General features: G+C 42.0%; 13 protein-coding genes. 9 read left to right on the forward strand and 4 right to left on the reverse strand.

Annotation, left to right across the window (positions count from 1 at the left end; translation table 11 throughout):
• Window positions 1–38 precede the first annotated feature (38 nt).
• Window positions 39–287 (forward strand): hypothetical protein, encoded by a 249-nt coding sequence (locus BQ7344_RS11730; RefSeq protein ID WP_072522692.1) that lies wholly within the window; start codon window positions 39–41, stop codon window positions 285–287.
• 74 nt (window positions 288–361) lie between these two features.
• Window positions 362–2,569, forward strand: a complete 2,208-nt coding sequence (locus tag BQ7344_RS11735; RefSeq protein WP_072522693.1) for a hypothetical protein — start codon at window positions 362–364, stop codon at window positions 2,567–2,569.
• A gap of 225 nt (window positions 2,570–2,794) precedes the next feature.
• On the opposite strand, the gene BQ7344_RS11740 is transcribed toward BQ7344_RS11735, so the two are convergent.
• From BQ7344_RS11740 to BQ7344_RS11750, 3 genes are all read right to left on the reverse strand, one after another.
• Window positions 2,795–3,337, reverse strand: coding sequence for an NADH peroxidase (locus BQ7344_RS11740; protein WP_072522694.1), 543 nt, complete (start codon window positions 3,335–3,337; stop codon window positions 2,795–2,797).
• 45 nt (window positions 3,338–3,382) lie between these two features.
• Entirely contained in the window at window positions 3,383–3,778 is a 396-nt protein-coding gene (locus tag BQ7344_RS11745; protein ID WP_072522695.1) for a Fur family transcriptional regulator, read from the reverse strand.
• Between the two features lie 75 nt (window positions 3,779–3,853).
• Complete coding sequence (locus BQ7344_RS11750) at window positions 3,854–4,396, reverse strand: NADH peroxidase (RefSeq protein WP_072522696.1); 543 nt, start codon at window positions 4,394–4,396, stop codon at window positions 3,854–3,856.
• Between the two features lie 269 nt (window positions 4,397–4,665).
• Between BQ7344_RS11750 and BQ7344_RS11755 the strand changes: the two genes are divergently transcribed.
• Both BQ7344_RS11755 and BQ7344_RS11760 read left to right on the forward strand, forming a co-directional pair.
• Complete coding sequence (locus tag BQ7344_RS11755; protein WP_072522697.1) at window positions 4,666–5,358, forward strand: response regulator transcription factor; 693 nt, start codon at window positions 4,666–4,668, stop codon at window positions 5,356–5,358.
• 88 nt (window positions 5,359–5,446) lie between these two features.
• Window positions 5,447–8,023 carry a sensor histidine kinase gene (locus tag BQ7344_RS11760; protein WP_072522698.1) on the forward strand — a complete coding sequence of 859 codons (2,577 nt, stop codon included), beginning with the start codon at window positions 5,447–5,449 and terminating at the stop codon, window positions 8,021–8,023.
• Window positions 8,024–8,723: 700 nt separating this feature from the next.
• Here BQ7344_RS11760 and BQ7344_RS11765 read toward each other — a convergent pair.
• Window positions 8,724–8,936 carry a FeoA family protein gene (locus tag BQ7344_RS11765; protein ID WP_072522699.1) on the reverse strand — a complete coding sequence of 71 codons (213 nt, stop codon included), beginning with the start codon at window positions 8,934–8,936 and terminating at the stop codon, window positions 8,724–8,726.
• Between the two features lie 276 nt (window positions 8,937–9,212).
• On the opposite strand from BQ7344_RS11765, the gene BQ7344_RS16070 reads away from it, so the two are divergent.
• From BQ7344_RS16070 to BQ7344_RS11790, 5 genes are all read left to right on the forward strand, one after another.
• On the forward strand, window positions 9,213–12,101 hold the full coding sequence (locus BQ7344_RS16070) for a hypothetical protein (RefSeq protein WP_072522700.1): 2,889 nt from the start codon (window positions 9,213–9,215) through the stop codon (window positions 12,099–12,101).
• Window positions 12,102–12,721: 620 nt separating this feature from the next.
• Complete coding sequence (gene metG / locus BQ7344_RS11775; RefSeq protein WP_072522701.1) at window positions 12,722–14,680, forward strand: methionine--tRNA ligase; 1,959 nt, start codon at window positions 12,722–12,724, stop codon at window positions 14,678–14,680.
• Window positions 14,681–14,902: 222 nt separating this feature from the next.
• Window positions 14,903–15,391 carry a cyclic pyranopterin monophosphate synthase MoaC gene (moaC, locus tag BQ7344_RS11780; RefSeq protein WP_072522702.1) on the forward strand — a complete coding sequence of 163 codons (489 nt, stop codon included), beginning with the start codon at window positions 14,903–14,905 and terminating at the stop codon, window positions 15,389–15,391.
• Window positions 15,388–16,368, forward strand: a complete 981-nt coding sequence (moaA, locus tag BQ7344_RS11785) for a GTP 3',8-cyclase MoaA (RefSeq protein ID WP_072522703.1) — start codon at window positions 15,388–15,390, stop codon at window positions 16,366–16,368. The genes moaC and moaA overlap by 4 nt, the downstream gene beginning before the upstream one ends.
• 2 nt (window positions 16,369–16,370) lie before the next feature.
• On the forward strand, window positions 16,371–16,862 hold the full coding sequence (locus BQ7344_RS11790) for a MogA/MoaB family molybdenum cofactor biosynthesis protein (RefSeq protein ID WP_072522704.1): 492 nt from the start codon (window positions 16,371–16,373) through the stop codon (window positions 16,860–16,862).
• The last annotated feature ends 29 nt before the right edge of the window (window positions 16,863–16,891 follow it).

A 16,891-nucleotide genomic window follows, 5' to 3' on the forward strand; every position in this document is an offset into this window, starting at 1 on the left:
AAATAACATGAAATAGAAACAGAAAGGAGATAAATAAAATGGAAAGCTGGCTTTGGGGATGGTTTATAGGAATTATTGTGGCGCTGATTATTCAGTATTTTATTGCCAGAGAATTTCAGAGGATTGCAGAATTGAAAGGCCATTATGAGAAAAGATATTTTTGGATAACATTCTTCTTATGGATTGTAGGAATGCTTCTGGTAATTGCACTGCCGGATCTGAAGAATCGCGAGCTGCTTCAGACAGGACACAGTGGAAGTAGCGATGATTCGCTCCCGGAAATCTGATACGATGACAAAGTATCGATAAGAACGCAAAAAATATGAGATTATTCAATTATCATGAAACATGAGGTGGAAAAATGGGAGAGACATACGCAAGATTATATTCTCTGCCGGAAAGATTGTATACTATGGGAGCTCCTGTTGTAGTTGCAGCCGGAGCTTTACTTAAAGACAATCGAAATGGCAATATAATCGTACAGTTGAAGATTCAGAATATCTGCAGTAAAACAATAAAGGCAGTAACTGTTAAGATTACATCTATAGATACGGTAGGAAGAACTCTGGGCGAAGAAACAGAATATCAGTATCTGGATCTGAATGTAAAAAGAAATGAATTTTTGGGTCAGCAGGTTCCGATAATTGTTCCAAATGAACAGACTCGTTCATATTCTGTTAAAGTGACGGAGGCTGCATTTGATGATAATACTGTATGGGCGGGAAATGAAATATGGGAGCCACTGGAAAAACCGGATCCGATAGAGAAAAAAATCGCAAATGGAGAGCTGGCCAGGCAGTACAGGATAAAGTATGGGAAAAACAGTAAGTACCTGTTGAAACAGGATAGGGATTTATGGTTCTGTACCTGTGGAGCGATCAATCATGAGAGTGAACTCAGTTGCTGTAGCTGTCATATAGATCGCAAAAAACTTGAAGAACTTGATGTGGATGCTCTGAAGAAGGAATGCGATGCGCGACTGGAAGATGAGCGAAAAGAGAGAGAACGTAAACAGGCAGAAGCAGCGGTTGAAGCGAAAAAGAAACAGAAGAAGATAAAGATGATCGTGGTCGGTGTGGCAGCAGCAGTAGCTGTGGCAGCAGTGGGAGTGGTCATTAAGGATAATCTGAATAAGAAGAAGCTTTATAATCAGGGGCTGGCTCTTTTGGAAGATGAAAAATACGATGATTCTATTGCACTTCTTGAGAGCCTGAACGGATACAAAGACAGTAAAGAACAGATTATCTATGCGGAATATCAGAAAGCTGTCAAATATGAAAAATCAGGCGAATATGAAGAAGCACTTGCCTTATATGAAGAACTGGGAGATTATGAGGATAGTAAAGAAAAATATAAGGAAGTGCAATATAAGTTACATCCGGCTAAAAAGCTTTGTGAGTATGTTCGGGAAAATGGAACTTCAAGTGATTTTGAGATGAGAGGAAATAGTCATAAATACACAGGCGTGTCCATGGATATACTGGTAGATCAGTCTGGTTCGGATCTGTCTGCTGATGACAAAATATACATCACAGATTCAGATGATGACCAGTTCTGGGTTGAGAGCGTTCTGACAAAAGAAGGATTGTATATAGATATCATTCTTCATTTTGTATATAATGCAAATGGAGAAGGGACAATGGAATATACATACTATTTTGAACAGTATAATATCTGGAAGACCGCTGATGAACAGTATGATGGAAGGGGAACGATATCAGGCCAGACATCAATCGCATCTTACCAGAAAGATGCGATGCTGACAGTCGATAATGAAAAAATGGAAGTACTCAGTGATCCCGAAAATGAAATATGGCAGACGGTTACTTTAACTGAGGGAAGCAGTGCGGAAAGTATAACATCAACTGTGGCAGCAACTTTTAATTCTTTTCAGTATTATCTGGAAAATAATACTGATATTACGATGAAAGATCTGGGATTTAATCTGAAGGAAGAAGATCAGAGAGAAGAAGATCAGGATACAGATACAGTCCAGGAAGAGGCAGTACAGAAAGATGCGGCGCAGGAAGATACATCGCAGGAAGAGGGCACAATAAAATCCAAAGATGATTTTATTGCGGCATATGTTGATCATACAGATGCGGATAATGATTATAAAAGTGGATATGACTACTGCATGAAGCATATGGACGAATTTAAGGATCTGACGGAAGAGGAACTGTCTGCTGTTTTTCCCTGCAGATTTCGATATTATAAGGTGAATCTGGCAGTGGGTGGAACAACTGGTGCCGGTGATCTCTATGAATATGACGCAGAAGGTAACACCAGACATCTTGGAAGATACGCGGCAGATGACAGTTATCGCACACGTGAAGATATAAATCCAAACTGGCCGGAGATTGATGGAACCTGGAGAATTGAAGATGGGAAACTGATCAGAACAATTACATCCGGGAATCAGGAAAAAATATATACTGTTAAATCTCTGGAGCGTGATGGGTACTATTTATTATGCTTTGAAAATAAATCAGGGGATGTAAGACCGGTCATGATGATTGTTTTATATGATGAGAACGATATGCCATTATATGATTTTAAAGAAAACTAGTACATTGTTGAGAGTATGAAACGATGTACTAGATTACAGGAAAATAAACAAGAGTTTGCTATGGACTTGTTTTAGGATTGATTATGTTCAGGTCATCCGTTTTTTAGCGTCTGAATGACTACAGTTGCACTTACTTTGAGATAAGTCATCTAATTTAGGAAAGGCTCCACCGAGTTCAAGTATGCGAACCCGGGGAGCCTTATTATATTCTGTGTACTTTGTAGATTAGCCGAAGTATCTCTTAAGCAGACCAGCGAATGCTTTTCCGTGTCTTGCTTCATCTTTTGCCATTTCATGAACAGTGTCATGGATTGCATCAAGGTCAGCTGCTTTTGCACGTTTTGCAAGGTCGAATTTACCTGCAGTAGCACCGTTCTCAGCTTCTACACGCATTTCAAGGTTTTTCTTTGTGCTGTCAGTAACAACTTCGCCGAGAAGTTCAGCAAATTTTGCAGCATGTTCAGCTTCTTCATAAGCAGCTTTCTCATAGTAAAGACCGATTTCCGGATAGCCTTCTCTGTGAGCAACTCTTGCCATAGCGAGGTACATACCAACTTCGGAGCATTCACCCTGGAAGTTTGCTCTGAGGTCTGCAACGATGTCTTCGCTGACACCCTGAGCAACACCGACAACGTGCTCAGCAGCCCATGTCATTTCAGCATCCTGTTTTGTAAATTTGGAAGCAGGAGCTTTACATACCGGACAAACTTCCGGAGCAGCGTCACCTTCGTAAACATAACCACATACATTACATACCCATTTAGCCATAATCTTAATCTCCTTTATTTTCAATAAATTCTATTATTTCCTTTATTATACTTCTGTATTCTTCAGACAGTCTTCGCAGAGCCCGAAAAAACGTATATCACATGAGGCAATCTTACCACCGAAGTTCTTAACAGCCTTTGGTGCAAGTTCGTTCATATCCTCTGTTTCCAGATCCAGAACCCGCTTGCATTCGGTACACATGAAATGACAATGCGGGATGACACAGCCGTCAAAATGATCGGCGCCGCCAAAACTGGATAATTTCTGGATTTCTCCAAGATCGGATAACAGGGAAAGGTTGCGATATACGGTTCCCAGACTGATGTTGGGGTATATTTTTTTTACATTTTCATATACCACATCTGCAGTGGGGTGATCCTTACGTGTCATGAGAAACTCCTTAATGGATTCTCGCTGGCGACTGTATTTCAATGTAGCCATATATCGTTTCCTTTCTATGATTTAATATTTTACATAAGCCATGTATCATTCGGAATTCGCTGCGTGGCTTGTAGCTTAACCAAAGTATCTTTTAAGCAGACCGGCGAATGCTTTGCCGTGTCTTGCTTCGTCTTTAGCCATCTCATGTACAGTGTCATGGATTGCATCAAGGTCAGCAGCTTTTGCACGTTTTGCAAGGTCGAATTTACCAGCAGTAGCACCGTTCTCAGCTTCTACACGCATCTCAAGATTTTTCCTGGTGCTGTCAGTAACAACTTCACCGAGAAGTTCAGCGAATTTTGCAGCATGCTCAGCTTCTTCATAAGCAGCTTTCTCATAGTAGAGACCGATTTCCGGATAGCCTTCTCTGTGAGCAACTCTTGCCATTGCAAGGTACATACCAACTTCGGAGCATTCACCCTGGAAGTTTGCTCTGAGGTCTTCGATAATGTCTTCGCTGACACCCTGAGCAACACCAACAACGTGCTCAGCAGCCCATGTCATCTCAGCGTCCTGTTTTGTAAATTTGGAAGCAGGAGCTTTACATACCGGACAGACTTCCGGAGCAGCGTCACCTTCGTAAACATAACCACATACATTACATACCCATTTAGCCATAATCTTGATCTCCTTTTCTTTTTAAGTTAGTCTTATTTAATAATAGTAATTGTTACTAATTTCTTGCTGTGACTATAATTTAGCATAATGAGATTGTTTTGTCAATAAGAATTTTAACAAATGTTTTTCTTTTTTTCAGATATAAATAAAGGTCGTTTTCTGATACAATGGATAAGGTTGAAAAGATAAGAGAATCTTAAGATTTTACCCCATAGATATTAATTCTTGACAGCTATAGTAAGACCATAACAAACAGGAGGCAGGGGACAATGGCAGAGATACTGGTATGTGATGATGATAAGGACATCGTTGAGGCAATAGAAATTTATCTGACACAGGAGGGACATCATATTCTGAAGGCATATGACGGTGAGCAGGCAATCCGGGTGCTTAAGAACAATCCGGTAGATCTTCTGATCATCGATGTAATGATGCCGAAGCTGGATGGTATTCGGGCGACATTGAAGATTCGCGAAAAAAATGCGCTTCCGATCATTATTTTATCGGCAAAATCAGAGGATGCGGACAAAATCCTCGGGTTAAATGTAGGAGCAGATGATTATGTGACGAAACCGTTTAATCCGCTGGAACTGGTGGCACGAGTGAAATCCCAGCTTCGCAGATACACCCAGCTTGGGGCAGCAGCAGAAAAAAGAGGCAACATTTATGAGACCGGCGGGCTGATGATCGATGATGACCGAAAAGAGGTCACAGTTGATGGAGAAATCGTAAAGCTGACACCGATCGAATACCGAATACTTCTTTTGCTGGTAAAAAATCAGAGACGCGTTTTTTCTACTAATCAGATTTATGAAAGCATCTGGGAGGAAGAAGCAATTGCAGCGGATAACACAGTTGCGGTTCACATCCGTCATATCAGAGAAAAAATTGAAATCAATCCGAAGGAGCCGCGCTATCTGAAAGTAGTGTGGGGACTTGGGTATAAAGTGGAAAAGATCTGAAATTCGTCCTTTCGTTGTGGAAAATATCCTGCATAACTTCTCTACCTGTTACCAAGACTGTTTTATTATAGAAAGGAATGGGGTATAAATGAAAAAAAGATGGTATAAAAAGAGTGGCATAAAGGGACTTCTTGTGCTGCTGACGATATTTTTTGTGACGGTTTCCTGCGTGGGAGCCGGAGCATTCGTAGTGATCATGAATAAAGGGGTCCGGCCTCTGGACAGCAAAAGCTACGTGGATTCGCAGAGTTTCAGAGACAGTGTTTATAATCTTTCGCATACGATTGTCAATGCGATCAGTAACAGATATATTCTGGATCAGGTATCGGATGATGAGCTGGTCGATCTTGCTGAACTGAACCAGGGGACGGAGCTGACACACAAAAATACGTCCGGGCTTGCATACAGAGCGAAGGATTTGTATGACTGGGCAAAAAAATCATCCTGGGATCAAAGTGCAAATGTTCTGATCTGCCGTCAGCCGGACGGTAATGATTACTACATGTATTATAATGACTTTGCAGACAAGATCATCACAGGGGAACTGAAGTTTGTCTTTGGAAGCGAGGAAGGACAGGAAGAATATACAAAAGATATATTGTCCATGCTTTCGGGTAAGGAATATATCTATTATGGATACACTGATAACAGTATAGGAATCCGTAATGACGGAGTGGAATACGTTGCAGATGCAGAGGGCAATGTTGTTTACACAGACATATATAATTATGAGTCCAGCGGAAATAATGATGCTCCATTGAAGGAAGAATATAAGCCGGATGGAGCGGACGGCATTCTTGATGTTGTAAATAACAGTAAAGAATGGAAAGGGAACATCAGCAGAGCATATCAGTATTTATATGAGGCACTGGTAGAATACAGTGACGCATCATATGGTGAGAAAATCCTGAAAACATATACGCAGGGTGCGACAAATATCAACTATATGTATGTAGATACAAAGTCCGATAAAGTGTACAGTAATATAAATGGGGTCACTTCGGCAAATTATGAAAAAATGCTGGATAAGCTGACATCTGGTGCTGATCCTTTCATGCTCATTTCACCGGAGATGCAGGACTGTATACTTGGTTTTACTAATGTTTCGGATTGGACAGTATCTTACTGGCAGAGTATGGTTGAGAATACAGGACTTGCCGGAGAAAATTATCTTTACTTTGTTTCTGTAGATAAAGATTTTCCTGTGCTGGACAGAATCAAGCAGGAAAAACTGGCTTATGAGAAGTTTGAACCATGGCTGGTGCCGATCATGGTTGTTTCTGTGGCTGCATTTATTTTGGCACTCGTAGGAATTGTGATTCTGACAGTTGCAGCAGGACGAAATAACGAAGATGAAAAAGTACATCTGAATTTCTTTGACCGATGGTATACAGAGATTGCGGCAGGCATGATCGTTGCAATCTGGTTAATGGGAATTTCCGTGCTGGTTCAGGCAATGGATTCTGAAGAAGTGCGGATGATCTGGAAAACCATTGATTTTGGAATGATCGGCATTTGGACAGGAGGCTGGTTCCTGACGGGCTGGCTCAGTCTGGTGCGCAGAATCAAAGCGAGATCACTGTGGAGAGATTCACTTCTCAGACATGTGTTGCGGATGATTAAAAAAATTTTCAAAGCTATCGGAAATCTGGTGGTTTTTATGAGTAAAAATACCATCAGCAGAATAAAGATAGCTGCCGGGTTTGGATGTTTTGTATTTGCACAGATGCTGCTTGTTATGCTGGGATTTGGAGCTGGTGCCATGCTTCCCCTGTTGCTTTTGCTTGTATTGGATGTGGCAGTACTTTACTGGCTGCTGAAAAAGGCATGGGGGCGAGAACAGATCATTGGTGGTTTGAAAAAAATCATTGATGGGGATCTTCAATACAAAATTCCGACAGATAAGCTTTCCGGTGAGCAGGAAATGGTGGCGGATTATATTAACCATATCGGGGAGGGACTGGATGCAGCCGTAGAAAACAGCCTCAAGAACGAGCGGATGAAGACAGAATTGATCACGAATGTTTCACATGATATCAAGACACCGTTGACATCGATCATCAACTATATAGATCTTCTCAAGAGAGAAAAGCCGGAAGATCCCAAGATCAGGGGGTATCTGGAAGTTCTGGAAAATAAGGCACAGAGACTGAAGGTTCTTACAGAAGATGTCGTAGAGGCATCCAAGGCAAGTACCGGAAATATCACACTGGAAATGACAGAACTGAATTTTGTGGAGCTGGTCAATCAGGTGATCGGAGAATTTGAAGAGAAATTTGAAGAAAGAAAGCTTCAGATGATAGTTCATTTTGATGAGGAAGAGGCAATCATCTGTGCGGATGGACGCAGACTCTGGAGGGTTCTGGAAAATGTTTTCGGAAATGTATCTAAATATGCGATGGAAAACACAAGAGTCTATGTAGACGTGAATATGAACCGTCCGAATGTACAGCTCGCTCTCAAGAATATTTCCGCACAGCCGCTGAATATCACAGCGGACGAACTGACGGAGCGTTTTATCCGCGGGGATGTTTCCAGAAATACTGAAGGAAGCGGTCTGGGATTGTCCATCGCGAAAGACCTTGTGCAGCTGCAGGGTGGGACATTTAATCTGTATCTCGACGGGGATCTGTTTAAAGTAACGATAGAATTTAAGATGAAATAAGGGAATAAAACTGCCGATTGTATAGAAATATATGATTGGCAGTTTTTTATATTATAATATATTATATGTCTGTGATATGTGAAATAACCATTCAGACAGGCTTCGTCGTCCGGAAGTACTAAAGATATTCCTGACTGTTAAAAACGCTTATAAAAATCGCAAACTCGTTTCACTCAAACAGTACGATTTTTATTCGCAACACAGTCAGATCATATCTAAGTACTTCTCAGACTTCTGCAGAAAGTCTGGATGGTTATTTCAATATACAGACATTTTTATTTTCTTATATCGGAGATGCAAAAGATAGATATAGTATATTTTTTATACTTCACGATGATTTTATTTCACGGGGCAGGTGATAGCCCTGTTTCATATCAGAGAAGTATGAGACTTTCTATTCATAATGATTCAAAACGGGGAGAATTGTAAAAAATTTCTGTACATGAAAAACAGCCGGTGAGATATAGCCGCAACAACTCTCTACAGGATTCGAGCAAGTTCTTAATGTTTGATCAATGCGTTACGAATAAAAATTATGCTGTCTGAGCGTCAGCGAGTTCATAATTTTTATTTGTGTATTTAGCAGTGATTAAACATTTTAGAACTTACCGAATCCGAAGCCTGTTGTTGCGGCTATATCTTCATCCGGCTGTGTATCTTACACAGAACTTTTTACGATTATCCCTGTATCCTCATTCCCCTACACCTGAATCCGGTCCGCTACTTCATTCCCAACCGCCAGCCGCCGGTCATTCCGCCCGATGATCAGCCAATCCTGGCACTTCTGAATAACCTGAATCGTGCTGCCTTCTTTAATATCCATGTTTCTCATCGTTTCCAGAATCTCCGGAACACCAAACATCCATTTGATCGTACAGGTATCGCCTGCATTTGTCTGTGATAAAGCCTGCATAAAAGTCCCTCCTTTAGGAAAGATAGAAAAGAGTTAACGTCAGATAATTTACACTTTAATTATTGAATTAATCATACAACTCGGAATATATGTTCGTCAATTGGAACATTAGCTAGTCAAATCTCATATTGGATAGCATCCGCTGACAGTAGATAGTGTGCACTAAGAGACCGATTGTATACATAATGAAGCGATAATGCAATTGACAGAATTTATAAGAAATGTTATTCTTTAACAAGGTTTTGAACAACTAACTAAAGTAAGAGGGGGAGAACCGTGAAGAGACATATTGCATTTTGGGTTTCAGCAATGATGACTGTGAATTTATTTACAGCGGTGCCGGCTTTTGCGACAGATGATTTTTCTGATGTAGAAGTGGCAGTTCAGGAAGACAGCAATGAAGATGCTGAAGAAATGGAAATTCAGGATTCAACAGAGGAAGATTTTGAGGATGAAGATGCAGTAACGGAAGATAGAGCTGCATCGGACAGCGAAGTAGACAGTGTGACAGATGTGGATCTGTTTTCAGACGGAGATTCTGAAGATGCAGTTGCAGAATCCCAACAGTTAAAAGATGCACCGACCGCAGAAGCAAAACTGGAGTCAGGCTTTGGGAGCGATTATCAGAAACTTCTTTTTTCTGACGGTGCATATGCAGGAGGAATCAGCCAGATCCTTGTAAATGGAAATGTATGGGAAAAAGTATCTTCAAAATACAGTTTGTTTAGAAGAAATGCATATTATATGGATAGTTCAGATGCTTCGGCAGTCTTTGACGGCAGTGGAGACGGCATGCTGACTATCGGAGATATCATTACGATAAAAAATCCGTCATACCAGGATCTGCTTCTTTGTGTGAAGGGAAGTGGAAGTGATTTCGCAGTGGAGCCTTATGATCCAAACAGTGGAAATGATAAAGAAGGTCCATCTGATGGACAGAACACATTATATGTGAGATTAAACGGATATTTTGAGAGTGCACTTACCGGTCAGCAGAAATATGATGCAATCAGTGGAGCATCTACTTCGGTTTCTACGAATAAAAACAGTAATGTTATTGTTGAAGCGGCAGTGGTTCCGGACGGAACAACGCCGGAAAAAAATGACTGGAAACCTTTACATGAAGCAGTAACGGTAAATACAAAAAAGACAAGCGTAAATATTGACACGGAATCCTGTGGAATGTCAGGTGTATACTCGATTTATGACAGCTCCCTGTCACTGAGCGGTGTTCCTGATCAACCGGGTTCTTATCCGGTAAGTGTAACAGTAACAGATCAGAATGGCAGAACCGCAACCAGTAATGAGCTTGTATTTAAGGTTTATTCACGTACAGAAAAACTGAGTGACTGTCTGAAACTTGACAATGCACAGCAGACTGCAGATGGCAAATACATGTATGATATGGAACCATGGGCAATTGCAAATTTTGGCGGTACAAATGAGACAGTGACAGTACCGGCACAGATCAAAGCATGGTATGGCTCCCATACAAGTGGGATATATGGCGAGCTGGGATATTCTGTATCCGAATCAGAAAGCCCGACACAGACATTGATTGTTCCGTCAGGCTGTGATCTGACACTTGTAAATATGAAAATTTTCAGCAGTGTACGAATTATTGTACAGAAAGGCGGAAGACTTTGCCTGCGTGATTCTTCTGTCCACGGACTGATCGAAGCAATGGATGGAGGAAGAATCTCTGTAAATTATGACAACTACGGTGGAAGCTTTTTGACAGGTGCTTCTGTTAATGGACAGTTGATCCTGAATGGCGGGGCAATTCTGGAGAACTCGCTGATTTATTCCAATACAAATTTTCTGGCGAATGGATCAGAGGTGCGTCATAATACAGCGCCTGTAGTGCTTGTTAAGGGAAATGTGGCTTTGGAGGGTGAGGTTTACATCAGAGGCGATGAGGCCGCTACCGGCAAAGACCCGAACACCCAGAAAAGTTATAGTGGACAGCCTGCAATGAAAATATCCGGAGGTACACTCACAATCTCGGACAATGGTGTCCTTGGTGTATTTGGCGGGGGAAGAAATGCCACGACATCCGTAGGTGGTGCAGCACTGATTCTGGATCAGGGAACAGTTAAGGGTAATGGAAAGCTGATCGCAGTTGGTGGAAATGGTTCTTTTGACGATGGCGGCAATGGTGTCAGCGGAACCGGATCAATCGAAACATCCAGTGCATGGCTGGAAGGCGGCTCTGCAATCATGTCGAAAGAAGATTCCGTTGCCGGAAAGGCATATGTTTCTTCTGTTAATATAGCTGATCGCACGATAGTGAAATCGGTTGATGGAAGAAAAATTTCCGATAATTTTGAAGATGCAACGGAAAGACAGTGGAAAGATATTACAAAAAAACCGAACCTGACATTATATGAAATAACAGATCCAGATAAGAAACCAGAGCCGAGTGTAAAACCGGAACCAAGCGAGAAACCGGAACCAAGCGAGAAACCGGAACCAAGCGAGAAACCGGAGCCAAGTGAGAAACCAGAACCGAGTGAGAAACCGGAGCCAAGTGAGAAACCGGAACCAAGCGAGAAACCGAAGCCAAGTGTAAAACCAGAATCGGGCAAAAAGCCTGAAACGATAAAGATACCTGCAAAAGTAAATAGTGCGAAGGCTACGTCTGCCGGATATAACCAGATCAGAATTACATGGAAGAAAGCTGCAAATGCAAGTGGATATATCATTGAAAGAAAAAAAGGATCAAAATGGCAGATAATCGCGAATGTAAAAGCGTCTGCAGTTTCTTACACACAGCGCAATTCCAAGAAGTATCCAATTCAGACAGGATGTGGATATGCATATCGAATCAGAGCGTATCGAGTGGTTAACGGGAAATATGTTTACGGAGAATATTCCGGAGCATTCAGTGGCAAAGCATTACCGGCAGCGCCGACGTTAAGAGTAGCAAGAAAATCTTCCGGTATTCAGTTAAGCTGGAGAAAAGTTCCGGGTGCATCCGGATATGTAGTATACCGCTACATCGGAGGAAAATGGAGCAGAATTGCCTCTACAGACAAAATAACGCTCATAGACAGAAAAGTATCAAAAGGCCGCAGCTATAGTTATCTTGTACGAGCATATCGTATAGTAAATGGAAAAAGGGTATACGGAAGCTGGTCTGGACTGAAAAGAATAAAAAGATAAAAGCGGAAAGAATATATTCTGCTGATGAAAGCTCTCTTTATCGAAAATCCGATAGAGAGGGCTTTTTCCAAATTCCAGGTTTACAAATATTTGCAAATATGCTACTATTTTTAAAGAGCGGAAATATGATATATTCCGTAGAATATAAGCAAACTCACAGAACAAGAGAGTACATTTGCTGACCACATTACAGAGAATTCCCCGATGGAAGAATTGCTATGCTATGAGCAGAAGAATAGCGCAGAATGAAAAAGAATCGTTCCATTCCGGTGGCTGAGAGGGAAGTGCAGGTGCAGATGGAAGATGGCTTGGGAGAGGTGCAGTCGAGATGAGATTTACATTCAGACTGCAACAGGACCGCCTGTTATAGCGGAAGGGTATCAGGACAGTGACAGAACGATCGGATTGGATCGGGAAGTCAGGATGGAATCGTACCCGATAAGGTTTCTGACTGCGAGGCAGGAACGAACAGAAGTGGTAACACGGGCAGGACTCGTCTTCTCAATATGAAGGGAAGATGGTCTTTTTTTTACGTTATAGGAAATTACTTCGTAATGTTCCAATAATGTAAAAACGTTTCGCGAGGATATTTAAGAATATTAATCAGGAGGAATTATAAAATGGACAAGCAGAAGTATTATATTACAACAGCGATTGCTTATACATCCGGTAAGCCGCACATTGGTAACACCTACGAGATCGTACTGGCAGACGCAATTGCACGTTACAAGAGACAGGAAGGATATGACGTATTTTTCCAGACAGGAACTGACGAGCATGGTCAGAAGATCGAGCTCAAAGCAGAAGAAGCAGGGATCACACCAAAGGAATTTGTAGATAATGTATCCGGTGAGATCAAGAGAATCTGGGATCTGATGAACACTTCCTATGACAAATTCATCCGTACCACAGATGCTGATCACGAAAAACAGGTTCAGAAAATTTTCAAGAAAATGTACGCAAAAGGAGATATCTACAAAGGACATTACGAAGGAATGTACTGTACACCATGTGAATCTTTCTTTACAGAATCACAGCTTGTAGATGGCAAATGTCCGGACTGCGGACGTCCGTGTGTGCCTGCAAAAGAAGAAGCATACTTCTTCAAAATGAGCAAATATGCAGATCGTCTGATCGACTATATCAACACACATCCGGATTTCATTCAGCCGGAATCACGTAAAAACGAGATGATGAACAACTTCCTTCTTCCGGGACTTCAGGATCTCTGTGTATCCAGAACATCCTTCAAATGGGGAATTCCGGTAGACTTCGATCCGAAACATGTTGTTTATGTATGGCTGGATGCTCTGACAAACTATATTACAGGAATCGGATATGACTGCGACGGCGAAAGCTCCGAACAGTTCAACAAACTGTGGCCGGCAGACCTTCATCTGATCGGTAAAGACATTATTCGTTTCCATACTATTTACTGGCCGATCTTCCTGATGTCACTTGACCTGCCGCTTCCGAAACAGGTATTCGGACATCCGTGGCTGCTTCAGGGCGATGGTAAGATGAGTAAATCAAAAGGAAATGTTATCTATGCAGATGAACTCGTAGATTTCTTCGGGGTAGATGCTGTACGTTATTTCGTACTTCATGAAATGCCATTCGAAAACGATGGTGTTATCACATGGGAACTGATGGTAGAAAGACTGAATTCCGAACTTGCAAATACACTCGGAAATCTTGTAAACCGTACCATCTCCATGTCCAACAAATACTTTGGCGGTGTTGTTGAAAACAAAGGTGTTGTGGAGCCGGTTGACGAAGATCTCAAAGCATTTGCACTGGCAGTTCCGGGCAAAGTTGCAGAAAAAATGGACAAACTGCGTGTTGCAGATGCTATGACAGAAGTCTTCACGCTGTTCAAACGTCTCAACAAATATATCGATGAGACTATGCCATGGGCTCTTGCAAAAGACGAAGCAAAGAAAGACCGTCTTGCAACTGTTCTTTACAATCTGGTTGAAGGAATTACAATGGGTGCAACTCTTCTGGAATCTTTCATGCCGGAGACAACAGAGCGTATCCTTGCTCAGTTAAATGCAGACAAACGTACACTTGAAGACCTTAAGACATTTGGACTGTATCCGTCAGGAAACAAAGTTACAGAAAAACCGGAAATCCTGTTTGCACGTCTTGACCTCAAAGAAGTACTTGCAAAAGTAGAAGAACTTCATCCGAAAAAAGAAGAACCGGTTGAAGAAGCAAAAGAAGAAAACGTGATTGATATTGAAGCAAAACCGGAGATCACATTTGATGATTTTGGCAAACTCCAGTTCCAGGTGGGTGAGATCATTGCCTGTGAAGAAGTCAAAAAATCCCGTAAACTTCTCTGCTCTCAGGTGAAGATCGGCAGTCAGGTACGTCAGATTGTATCTGGCATCAAAGCTCACTACAGTGCAGAAGAAATGGTCGGTAAGAAAGTTATGGTTGTTACAAACCTGAAACCTGCCAAACTTGCAGGAATCCTCAGTGAGGGAATGATCCTCTGTGCCGAAGATGCGGATGGAAACCTGTCCCTGATGGTACCAGAAAAAGAAATGCCGGCAGGTGCTGAAATCTGCTAAATGTATGATAGAGTTTGACATTTACTGCAAATGAAACTGCAATCCCCTGTGTATCGTGACAGCGAGCATGGGGGATTTTTGTAACCAAAAGCTTTTGCATTGTACTTGCAGAGACATATGTTTTACGGGTATACTGTATGTGATTGATATGATAAATGACAGTCAGACACAGGATACGACTGTGGTGAAAATAATCAGCAGATATTTCAGGAGGGAAAAGCCATGGCGAACGGACTTACACATTTTGATAAAGAAGGAAATGCAGTGATGGTGGATGTTTCCGGTAAAAGTATCACTTATCGGACAGCATTGGCTACAGGTTATATTTCTGTAGGCCCCGAGATCATGACATGCGTTACAGAAGGAAATGTCAAAAAAGGTGACGTTCTCGGTGTGGCACGGGTGGCAGGCATCATGGGTGTCAAAAAAACCTCCGAACTGATTCCGATGTGTCATCCTCTTCCGATACAGAAATGTTCGATTGATTATGAACTGGATCATGAAAAGAACCGCATTCATGTATTCTGTACCGTTAAGACAGAGGGAAAAACCGGTGTGGAAATGGAGGCTCTGACAGGAGTTCAGGTGACACTTCTGACTATCTATGACATGTGTAAAGCAATTGATAAGCATATGGTAATGTCAGAAATACATCTGGTAGAAAAAACAGGAGGAAAAAGCGGAGATTTTCGTTTTGAAGATGAAACATGATAGACCGTTGTGGAAGAAATATTGACTATCTGAGGATTTCCGTGACAGACCGCTGTAACTTACGCTGCATTTATTGTATGCCGGAGGAAGGCATACGGCTGACCGGGCGCGAAAATATTCTGCAGGAACCGGAAATCATTCGAGTATGTCGGGTGATGGCAGAGCTTGGAATCAAAAAGATCAAAATCACCGGTGGAGAACCACTGGTACGGACCCGGATGCCGGGCCTGATCCATCAGATAAAAGCAATTCCGGGTATCGAAAAAGTGACACTGACTACGAATGGAATCCTTTTGAAAAAACAGATGAAGGAACTGGCAGAGGCAGGACTTGACAGTCTGAACATCAGTCTGGATACACTTGACAGGGATGGTTTCCAGAAAATCACACGCAGAGATTTTCTTGATGATACTCTTGCCGGTATTAAAGAAGCAATGAAATATCCGAACGTGCAGTTAAAGATCAACTGTGTGCCTTTGGGAATAGAGGAGCAGAATCTGTGTGAGATTGCGGAATTTGCCTGCAAATATCCCGTACATGTCCGTTTTATAGAGATGATGCCGATTGGCTATGGAAGTTCTTTTACAGGAATGTCACAGGAAAAGATCGTGTCACTTCTGGAAGAAAGATTTGGCAGATTAGTTCCGTATGAGGGAGAACCTCTTGGAAATGGACCGTGTAAGTATTATATTGTGAAAGGATTTCAGGGAAAAATCGGTTTTATCAGCGCGATCAGCCACAAATTTTGCAGTGAGTGTAACCGTATCCGCTTGACTTCACAGGGATATCTGAAAACATGTCTGCAATATACAGCGGGGCGTGATTTGAGAGAAGTGTTGAGAAATGGCGGAACAGATGAAGAATTAAAAGAAATCATAAAAGAGGCATTGTCCGAAAAACCGGACGGACACCATTTCAGAGAAAAAGCAAAAGAAGATGATACAGAGAGTTTGTGTATGGCACAGATAGGAGGATAATGATGAAACGCGCAGCAATTATAACAGCAAGTGATTCTGGATACAGAGGTGAGCGGGAAGATTTAAGCGGTCCTGCAATCAAAGAAATTCTGGAAAGAGAAGGATATGAAGTGATTTCTATGGATATCCTTCCGGACGATCAGGTAATGCTTGCAGGAAAATTGCAGGAAATAGCAGATTCAGAAAAAGCGGAGCTGATCCTGACGACAGGCGGAACCGGATTTTCTGAGAGAGATGTCACACCGGAGGCAACGGAAGAAGTAATCGAACGTAAGGTTCCGGGAATACCGGAGGCGATCCGCGCATACAGCATGACGATTACAAAACGTGCGATGCTGAGCCGTGCGACAGCAGGAATCCGTGGAAAGACACTGATTGTGAATCTTCCGGGCAGCCCGAAGGCAGTACGGGAAAGTCTGGAATATATCATAGATGCACTGGCGCACGGGCTTGAAATCCTGAGTGGTGAAGCACGTGACTGTGCACGCAAGTAGAAATATGAATAGCCTTCGGCAGGATCCGG

Source organism: Blautia sp. Marseille-P3087, assembly GCF_900120195.1.
Taxonomy (GTDB): domain Bacteria; phylum Bacillota; class Clostridia; order Lachnospirales; family Lachnospiraceae; genus Blautia_A.

What these genes read in the sequence shown, in the direction of transcription:
- BQ7344_RS11730 (WP_072522692.1), top strand. Translation starts at nt 39, where the DNA reads ATGGAAAGCTGGCTTTGGGGATGGTTTATAGGAATTATTGTGGCGCTG.
- BQ7344_RS11735 (WP_072522693.1), top strand. Translation starts at nt 362, where the DNA reads ATGGGAGAGACATACGCAAGATTATATTCTCTGCCGGAAAGATTGTAT.
- BQ7344_RS11740 (WP_072522694.1), bottom strand. Translation starts at nt 3,337, where the DNA reads ATGGCTAAATGGGTATGTAATGTATGTGGTTATGTTTACGAAGGTGAC.
- BQ7344_RS11745 (WP_072522695.1), bottom strand. Translation starts at nt 3,778, where the DNA reads ATGGCTACATTGAAATACAGTCGCCAGCGAGAATCCATTAAGGAGTTT.
- BQ7344_RS11750 (WP_072522696.1), bottom strand. Translation starts at nt 4,396, where the DNA reads ATGGCTAAATGGGTATGTAATGTATGTGGTTATGTTTACGAAGGTGAC.
- BQ7344_RS11755 (WP_072522697.1), top strand. Translation starts at nt 4,666, where the DNA reads ATGGCAGAGATACTGGTATGTGATGATGATAAGGACATCGTTGAGGCA.
- BQ7344_RS11760 (WP_072522698.1), top strand. Translation starts at nt 5,447, where the DNA reads ATGAAAAAAAGATGGTATAAAAAGAGTGGCATAAAGGGACTTCTTGTG.
- BQ7344_RS11765 (WP_072522699.1), bottom strand. Translation starts at nt 8,936, where the DNA reads ATGCAGGCTTTATCACAGACAAATGCAGGCGATACCTGTACGATCAAA.
- metG (WP_072522701.1), top strand. Translation starts at nt 12,722, where the DNA reads ATGGACAAGCAGAAGTATTATATTACAACAGCGATTGCTTATACATCC.
- moaC (WP_072522702.1), top strand. Translation starts at nt 14,903, where the DNA reads ATGGCGAACGGACTTACACATTTTGATAAAGAAGGAAATGCAGTGATG.
- moaA (WP_072522703.1), top strand. Translation starts at nt 15,388, where the DNA reads ATGATAGACCGTTGTGGAAGAAATATTGACTATCTGAGGATTTCCGTG.
- BQ7344_RS11790 (WP_072522704.1), top strand. Translation starts at nt 16,371, where the DNA reads ATGAAACGCGCAGCAATTATAACAGCAAGTGATTCTGGATACAGAGGT.